The sequence below is a fragment of the Streptomyces javensis genome (assembly GCF_039525925.1).
Lineage (GTDB): Bacteria > Actinomycetota > Actinomycetes > Streptomycetales > Streptomycetaceae > Streptomyces > Streptomyces asiaticus.
This window is the reverse complement of sequence record NZ_BAAAIF010000002.1, coordinates 120162-127930: the sequence shown is the minus strand read 5'-3', so window position 1 is coordinate 127930 and position 7769 is coordinate 120162. Positions and strand designations below refer to the sequence as shown.

Below are 7769 nucleotides of genomic sequence, written 5' to 3'. Positions count from 1 at the left end.
CCATCGGAATGAATTGAGGCTCGGACGACTCGAACTACGGCGAGGTCGCGCTGTACGGCGTCACGGTGAAGCACGCCTGACCACCATGCCGTACGGCCGTGACGTGAGCGGCGCGTGGACGGCGGCGCGGGCCTGGTCGCCACCAGCCCGCTCCGGCTGATGCTGACCGGCGGGATCGCCCGCCGGGACACCGCCGAAGAGGTTCTCGCCCGGGGCGTCGCGCTCATCGGCATGGGTACCGCCCTCGCGGTCACACCGGGTCCATCGCTGATCCGCACGACGGCTCCCGACGCCGGTGCGGACGACGATCGGCTGGTCGCGCGGCCGACACCTACGTCGTCGGCGCGTCCTCCTCGACGGCGGCGGTACGCAGCGCCTCGGCGACGCGTTCTGCCGCCTCGTCCCGCGGCCCCGGGAGCCGGGCGAGGACGAGGCGGCGCTGTTCCCGCGGGCCACCGCGCACGGGCAGGACGCACACCCCCTCGGGGGCGGCCGGGGCGAGCGAGGCCCCGATGGTGGTGAGGCCGCAGCCCGCGGCGACCAGGCTGAGCTTGGCCAGCCAGTCACGGGCGGTGTGGACGATCTCGGGCCGCTCGTCCAGCCCGGGCCACACCCCCATCAGCCGGTCCTCGCCGGAGGGCGGTCCCGCGATCCAGCGCTGCCCCCGCAGATCGGCGATGTCCACGTACTCCCGGCGCGCCAGGGGGTGGGAAGCGGGCACGGCGAGCCGGAGGCCGCGCTCGGTCAGGGTCTGCGCCACGAGCGGTGGTGATTCGGTGTCCAGCGGCCGGAACGGGGGCGCGGAGCTGAGCAGCGCGAGGTCGATCCCGCCACTGCGCAACGCGCGGACGAGCGCGGCCGTGGTGCCCTCACGGCTGGTGACGGTGATCGCGGGGTGGGTGGCGCGGAGCTCGGTGATGGCCCGCGGCAGCAGCGCGGCGCCCACGCTGGGGACCCAGCCCACGCGCACGGTCCCGCCCGGGTCCGGGAGGCCGGACAGCTCCCGGGCCGCCGTGTCGATCTGGTCGAGTGCGGCACTGGCGCGCCGCAGGACGAGATGGCCGACGGCGGTCAGACGCACTCCCTCGCGCCGCCGCTCCAGCAGTTTCACCCCGGCGGCCCGCTCGATGGAGGCGATCTGGCGGGAGACGGCCGACTGCGTATAGCCGAGGGACACCGCCGCGGCGGTGAAGGTGCCCTGCTCGGCGACCGCCCGGAAGACCCGCAGCGCGGTGACTGAGACATCCCCGAAATCCATGACGTCAACGCATACCACGTGTGCCAAAGTTTCGCTGGTCTCATACTTGCCGGACTCCTACGGTGAAGTGGCGGACGCCCCGCGCGCCACGACCCCGGCCCCATGCGCCACGGTCCCCGCGCCCCATGGATGGGCCCAGCCGACGTACCACGAGGAGTTCCACATGAGCACCCTCACGACCCCTTTCGGGTTCTCCAGCACCGCCGCCGAAGTGGCGGCGGACATCGATCTCACGGGACGGCGCGCCATCGTCACCGGTGCCTCCTCGGGCATCGGGGCGGAGACGGCCCGCACGCTCGCCGACCGCGGTGCGGAGGTCGTCCTGGCGGTCCGCGACATGGCCGCGGGCGAACGTGTCGCCAAGGAGATCACCGCGGCGACCGGGAACCGGGCGGTGCGCATCGCGCCCCTGGATCTGACGGACCCGGCCTCGGTGACCTCCTTCGTGGCCGCGTGGCAGGGCCCGCTGCACATCCTGGTGAACAACGCGGGGGTGATGGCGTGCCCCGAGCGGCACACTCCCCAGGGCTGGGAGTGGCAGTTCGCCACCAACCACATGGGCCACTTCGCGCTGGCCACCGGACTGCACGGCGCGCTCGCCGCCGGCGCCGCGCGCATAGTCGCGCTGAGCTCCACCGGACACCAGCGGTCGCCGGTGGTCTTCGACGACATCCACTTCGCCTTCCGCCCCTACGACCCGTGGCTGGCCTACGCACAGTCCAAGACGGCCAATGTGCTGTTCGCGGTGGAGGCCACGCGCCGGTGGGCCGCCGACGGCATCACGGCCAACGCCCTGATGCCGGGCGCCATCAGGACCAACCTCCAGCGCCACGTCGGCGGCAGCAGCGGCCAGGTCGCGCCCGACCAGCTCAAGTCGGTGGAGCAGGGCGCGGCGACCTCGGTACTGCTCGCCACCTCATCGCTGCTCGACGGGGTCGGCGGCCGCTACTTCGACGACTGCAACGAGGCCGAGGTGGTAGACCGCCGCACGGGCACCCTGCACGGAGTCGCCCGTTACGCCGTCGACCCCGAGAACGCACGACGCCTGTGGACGGTGTCCGAGGCCCTGCTCGCCGATGCCCGCTGACGCCCCGTCGACGCGGGAGCGGGTGCCGGGACGAAGAAGGAGGAGAACGATGACGGACGGACCGCGCGTCGCACTGGTCACCGGCGCGACTCAGGGACTGGGCCTGGCCCTGGTCAAGGCCCTGGCACAACGGCTGAACACCGAGGACGTGGTGTACGCGACGGGCCGGGACCGCGCGCGACTCGACGAGATCCGCGCCGAACTCACCGGCACCGGCGCGCGGGTGCGGACCGAGCTGTTCGACGTGGCGGACCCGGACCGCGCCGAGGAGCTGGCGGCGGCCCTGGCCGAGCGGCACGGCGGTATCGACATCGTGTTCAACAACGCCGTCATGCGGGTCACCCCGGACGATGACCCCCGTGCCATCGTCGGCCCGTACGCGGAGGTCAACAACTTCGCCACCACACGGGTGCTGCGGGCGTTCGCCCCGCGGCTGCGGGACGGCGGCCGGCTGATCGTCGTGGCCAGTGCGCTGGGCTCGCTGTCCTATCTCGCCCCGGTGCTGCACAGCCGGTTCGACGACCTGGCGACACTGGACGAGGTGGACCGCGCGGTGGCCGACTGGCGGGACGCGGTGCGGGACGGCAGCGCCTTCAGCGGCCCCTGGCCCGCCTTCGTCAACATCCTCTCGAAGATCGGCCAAGTTGCGGCCGTACGCACCCTGGCGAAGCGGCGCCGCGAGGACGACCTGGCGCGCGACGTACTCATCGCCTCGGTGTGCCCGGGGATGATGAACACCCCCACCTCGCAGGCGTGGTGGGAGGTGAGCGACGCGCCGACTCCCGACGAGGCCGCCGGGCCACTGCTGGAACTGGCGCTCAAGCCGGTGCACCCCGAGCAGTACGGCGAGCTGGTGCGCGAGGGGCGGATCGTGCCCTGGCACCCGGCCGGTGTCTGACCCCCGACGCCACCCCCGGGCGACCACCTGACACCGAAGCCCGGACACACACGCCCGGCGCACCTCGTCCCACCCGACGCCACCCTCCTCATTCCCTGTGACGGACGTCACAGTATGCGAGAGCCTTGTCTTCAGGTCATCATATGACCCGATCGCCGCAGGTGGCCGGGGCCGATCGCGTCCCGGCCACCACAGCAAGCGGCGGCGCTCCCCCATGAGCACAAGCCAAGGACGAGGAGGGGCATGAGCGACCAGGACAGGCCGACGCTGCCGCGCGTGGGCGTGGTGGGCCTCGGGGCCATGGGACTCGGCATGGCGCGCAGCCTGCGCACGGCGGGCTACGACATCGGGGTCCACGATCTGCGGCCGGAGGTCGCCGAGGACTTCGCCCGCGACGGCGGAACGGCGTACGCCTCCCCCGGCGACCTGGCAGCCGCGGTGGACGTCGTGGTCAGTGTCGTGGTCAGCGCGGCGCAGGTGGAGTCGGTGCTGTTCGGCGCCGACGGGGCCGCCGACCGGCTCCGCCCGGGGGCCGTCTTCGTGATGTGCTCCACGGTCGACCCGGGCTGGTCGGCGGAGCTCGGGGGACGTCTCGCCGAGCGGGGCGCGCTCTACCTGGACGCCCCCATCTCCGGTGGCGCCGCTCGTGCGGCGGCCGGTGAGCTGACCATGATGACGTCGGGCCCCGCCGCGGCGTACGCGGTCGCCGACCCGGTGCTGGAGGCCATGAGCGGCACGGTCTACCGCCTGGGCGAGCAGCCCGGCCTCGGCTCGAAGGTCAAGATCGTGAACCAGTTGCTCGCGGGCGTGCACATCGCCGCGGCGGCCGAGGCGATGGCCCTGGGCCTGAAGGCCGGTGTTCCGGCCGAGGCGCTGTACGAGGTCATCACGCACAGCGCGGGCAACTCATGGATGTTCGAGAACCGGATGGCGCATGTGCTCGCCGGTGATTACACACCGCTCTCCGCGGTCGACATCTTCGTCAAGGACCTGGGGCTCGTCCTCGATTCGGCACGGCCGGAGAGGTTCCCGCTCCCCCTGGCCGCCACCGCTCACCAGATGTTCCTCCAGGCCTCGGCGTCCGGGCTGGGCGCCGAGGACGACAGCGCGGTCATCAAGATCTTCCCCGGGATCGAACTGCCCCAGCCGGCGGGGGCCTGATATGGGCATCCGACTCGGCTGCGTCGCCGACGACTTCACCGGCGCCACCGACCTGGCCAACAACCTGGTGCGGGCGGGCATGCGCGTGGTCCAGCTGATCGACGTACCGCCGCCCGGTGCCGAGCGGCCGGTGGACGCGGACGCCGTGGTCATCGCGCTCAAGTCGCGGACCATTCCGGCCGCCGACGCCGTCGACGCGTCGCTGCGGGCCCTCGCCTGGCTGCGGTCCGCGGGCGCCGAGCAGATCTACTTCAAGTACTGCTCGACCTTCGACTCGACACCGGCCGGCAATATCGGCCCGGTCACCGAGGCCCTGATGGACGCGCTCGGCACCGACTTCACCATCGCCACGCCCGCGTTCCCCGACAACGGGCGCACGGTCTTCAAGGGCCATCTCTTCGTCGGCGATGTGCTGCTCAGCGAGAGCGGTATGCGCCATCACCCGCTCACCCCGATGACCGACCCCAACCTGGTCTCGGTCCTGCGCGCGCAGACCACCCGAGCGGTCGGCCTGATCGACCACACGGTGGTCGGCCGCGACGCCACGGCGGTCCGGGCCCGGATCGACGAACTGCGCGAGCAGGGTGCCGGAATCGCCATCGTCGACGCCGTCTCCAACGACGACCTGGTGCGCCTCGGCGCGGCGGTCCGGGGGATGCCGCTGGTGACCGCCGGTTCGGGCCTGGCCATCGGGCTGCCCGCGAACTGGGGGTTCACACCGTCCCACGCCGCCGCCGCGCTGCCGGCGCCCGGCGGCCACCGGGCCGTCATCTCCGGATCGGTCTCCGCCGCCACCAACGAGCAGGTCCAGGAGTTCCTGCGCACCGGCCGACCGGCGTTCAGCGTGGATCCGCTGCGGGTCGCGGCCGGTGCGGACGTGTCCGGCGAGGCGATCGCCTTCGCCGAGTCCCATCTGGCCGACGGGCCCGTCCTCTTCTACTCCACCGAGGCGCCCGAGGCGGTCCGCACCGTCCAGACCCGGCTCGGCGCCGCCGAGGCCGGCGAGCTGGTGGAGCGGACCCTGGCCAGGGTGGCCGGGGGCCTGGTGGAGCGCGGTGTGCGGCAACTCGTCGTCGCGGGCGGCGAGACCTCGGGAGCGGTCGTCCGGGCGCTCGGCATCACCGGACTGCGCATCGGACCGCAGATCGACCCCGGTGTGCCCTGGTGCGCGGCCGCGCTGCCCGGCGGGGACACGCTCCACATCACGCTGAAGTCCGGCAACTTCGGTGGCCCCGCGTTCTTCACCGACTCCTTCGCCCTGCTCGACCGGGAGGCCTCATGACCGAGCTCCTCGACACCGCCGTGGACGAGGCACGCGACGAGATCGTCCGGGTGGGCACCAGCCTGTTCGACCGGGGCTATGTGCACGCCAGCGCCGGGAACATCAGTGCCCGGATCGGCGACGGCCATCTGATCACACCCACCGACGCCGCCCTGGGCTTCCTCGAGCGCGACCGCCTCGCGCTGGTCGACGCCCAGGGTGAGCAGCGCGCGGGCGACCGCGCGAGCAAGACCCTGACGCTCCATCGGCGCATCTACGCGGCCGACCCCACGGCCCGGTTCATCATCCACACCCACTCCACCCACCTGGTCGCGCTCACCCTGGCCGGGGTGTGGAGCCAGGACGACGTACTCCCGCCCATCACGCCGTACTTCGTGATGAAGGTGGGACACGTTCCGCTCATCCCCTACCACCGGCCCGGCGATCCCCGCGTGGCCGACCTGGTGACCGCCCGGATCGCCGACCACCTGGCGAGCCACACGCCGATCAGGGCCGTCCTGCTCGACCGGCTCGGCCCCGTGGTCTGGGGTCCGGACGCGGCCGCCGCCCTCGCCGTCCTCGAAGAACTCGAGGAGACGGCCCGTCTCTGGCTCCTGACCGACCGTCGACCGGGGCCGCTCACCACCGACGCGATCGACGAACTGAGGGCCACGTTCGGCGCCGCTTGGTGACCTGCCGCTCCCCCGTCCCCGCTGCCTCCCCCGACCCCGTCCCGTCCCCATCCCCGTCCCCGTCGCAGAATCCCTGAGCCGCAAAAGGATTCCGTCATGCCCATGCCCGCAGTGGCGGCCCAGACGCCCGCGCTTGCCCGCGAGAACACCGTCTACCGCAAGGTCGTACGCCGCATCGTCCCCTTTCTCATCCTGTGTTACGTGGCCTCCTACCTGGACCGGGTCAACGTCGGCTTCGCGAAGCTCCAGATGTCCGATGACCTCGGGTTCAGCGAGGCGGCGTACGGCCTGGGGGCGGGCCTGTTCTTCATCGGCTACTTCATCCTGGAAGTGCCCTCGAACCTGATGCTGCAACGTGTCGGGGCCCGCACCTGGATCGCCCGCATCATGATCAGCTGGGGCCTGGTCTCGGCGGCGTTCATGTTCGTCACCAACGAGGTGACGTTCTATGTGCTGAGGTTTCTGCTCGGTGCCGCGGAGGCGGGGTTCTACCCCGGGGTGATCCTCTACTGCACCTACTGGTTCCCCTCGCACCGCCGCGCCCGGGTGATTGCGATGTTCATGTCGGCCATCCCGGTGGCGGGCATCTTCGGCAATCCGCTCTCCGGCTGGATCATGGACAGTTTCCAGGGGGTGAACGGCTGGCAGGGCTGGCAGTGGATGTTCCTGCTGGAGGCGGTCCCCGCGCTCCTCGTCGGTGTCGTCACGCTCTTCTACCTGGACGACGGCGTACGGGACGCGAAGTGGCTGACCGATGAGGAGAAGGCCGTCGTCGAGCGGGCGGTCGCCGACGACAGCGCGCACCGGACCGTGCACGGCCGGGTCCTGGACGCCTTCCGTGAGCCCAGGGTGTGGCTGATGTGCCTCATCTACTTCTGCTTCGTGATGGGCCAGTACGCCCTGACCTTCTGGATGCCCACGTTCGTCGAGTCCACCGGCATCGACGGCAACCTCGCGATCGGCGTGCTCAGCGCCGTGCCGTTCCTTGCCGCCCTCGTCGCGATGAACCTGTTCGGCCGCTCGGCGGACAAGCGCCGCGAGCGGCGCTGGCACCTGGTCGTCCCGAGCCTGATGGGCGCCGTCGGGTTCTCGCTGTCCGCCGTGTGGAACGGGTCGACCGCGCTGTCCCTGACCGCGCTGTCCGTGGCCGCGGCCGGGGTGCTGACCTGCGCTCCGCTCTTCTGGTCGCTCCCCACTGCGTTCCTGGGCGGCACCGCGGCGGCGGCGGGCCTCGCCATCATCAACTCGGTGGGCAACCTGGCCGGTTTCGTCAGCCCCTACATGATCGGCGCGCTCAAGGACGCCACCGGCTCGGCGTCGATCCCGATGTACGTCCTGGCCCTCACTCTGGTCGTGGGCGCCGCCGCGGTGCTCACCACCAAGAAGCAGGTCGTCAACCGCTGACCGGGACG

At 71.9% G+C, this 7769-nt stretch carries 7 protein-coding genes; 6 read left to right on the top strand and 1 reads right to left on the bottom strand.

The window, feature by feature from the left end; translation table 11 throughout:
* Positions 1 to 331: 331 nt before the first annotated feature.
* Positions 332 to 1258 (bottom strand): LysR family transcriptional regulator, encoded by a 927-nt coding sequence (locus tag ABD329_RS03210; RefSeq protein ID WP_198277499.1) that lies wholly within the window; start codon positions 1256 to 1258, stop codon positions 332 to 334.
* 163 nt (positions 1259 to 1421) lie between these two features.
* On the opposite strand from ABD329_RS03210, the gene ABD329_RS03205 reads away from it, so the two are divergent.
* The 6 genes from ABD329_RS03205 to ABD329_RS03180 all read left to right on the top strand — a co-directional run bounded on the left by ABD329_RS03205 (position 1422) and on the right by ABD329_RS03180 (position 7761).
* Positions 1422 to 2345 carry an SDR family NAD(P)-dependent oxidoreductase gene (locus ABD329_RS03205; RefSeq protein ID WP_198277500.1) on the top strand — a complete coding sequence of 308 codons (924 nt, stop codon included), beginning with the start codon at positions 1422 to 1424 and terminating at the stop codon, positions 2343 to 2345.
* Between the two features lie 49 nt (positions 2346 to 2394).
* Positions 2395 to 3243 carry an SDR family NAD(P)-dependent oxidoreductase gene (locus ABD329_RS03200; protein ID WP_198277501.1) on the top strand — a complete coding sequence of 283 codons (849 nt, stop codon included), beginning with the start codon at positions 2395 to 2397 and terminating at the stop codon, positions 3241 to 3243.
* A 243-nt stretch (positions 3244 to 3486) separates the two neighbouring features.
* Entirely contained in the window at positions 3487 to 4404 is a 918-nt protein-coding gene (ltnD, locus tag ABD329_RS03195) for an L-threonate dehydrogenase (RefSeq protein ID WP_198277502.1), read from the top strand.
* A 1-nt stretch (position 4405) separates the two neighbouring features.
* Positions 4406 to 5686: a 3-oxo-tetronate kinase gene (gene otnK, locus ABD329_RS03190; protein WP_198277503.1), complete on the top strand. Its 1281-nt coding sequence runs from the start codon at positions 4406 to 4408 to the stop codon at positions 5684 to 5686.
* A complete protein-coding gene (locus tag ABD329_RS03185) occupies positions 5683 to 6357 on the top strand; it encodes a class II aldolase/adducin family protein (protein WP_344315918.1) in 675 nt (224 codons plus the stop codon). The genes otnK and ABD329_RS03185 overlap by 4 nt, the downstream gene beginning before the upstream one ends.
* A gap of 96 nt (positions 6358 to 6453) precedes the next feature.
* Positions 6454 to 7761, top strand: a complete 1308-nt coding sequence (locus ABD329_RS03180) for an MFS transporter (protein WP_198280396.1) — start codon at positions 6454 to 6456, stop codon at positions 7759 to 7761.
* The last annotated feature ends 8 nt before the right edge of the window (positions 7762 to 7769 follow it).

What these genes read in the sequence shown, in the direction of transcription:
- ABD329_RS03210 (WP_198277499.1), bottom strand. Translation starts at nt 1,258, where the DNA reads ATGGATTTCGGGGATGTCTCAGTCACCGCGCTGCGGGTCTTCCGGGCG.
- ABD329_RS03205 (WP_198277500.1), top strand. Translation starts at nt 1,422, where the DNA reads ATGAGCACCCTCACGACCCCTTTCGGGTTCTCCAGCACCGCCGCCGAA.
- ABD329_RS03200 (WP_198277501.1), top strand. Translation starts at nt 2,395, where the DNA reads ATGACGGACGGACCGCGCGTCGCACTGGTCACCGGCGCGACTCAGGGA.
- ltnD (WP_198277502.1), top strand. Translation starts at nt 3,487, where the DNA reads ATGAGCGACCAGGACAGGCCGACGCTGCCGCGCGTGGGCGTGGTGGGC.
- otnK (WP_198277503.1), top strand. Translation starts at nt 4,406, where the DNA reads ATGGGCATCCGACTCGGCTGCGTCGCCGACGACTTCACCGGCGCCACC.
- ABD329_RS03185 (WP_344315918.1), top strand. Translation starts at nt 5,683, where the DNA reads ATGACCGAGCTCCTCGACACCGCCGTGGACGAGGCACGCGACGAGATC.
- ABD329_RS03180 (WP_198280396.1), top strand. Translation starts at nt 6,454, where the DNA reads ATGCCCATGCCCGCAGTGGCGGCCCAGACGCCCGCGCTTGCCCGCGAG.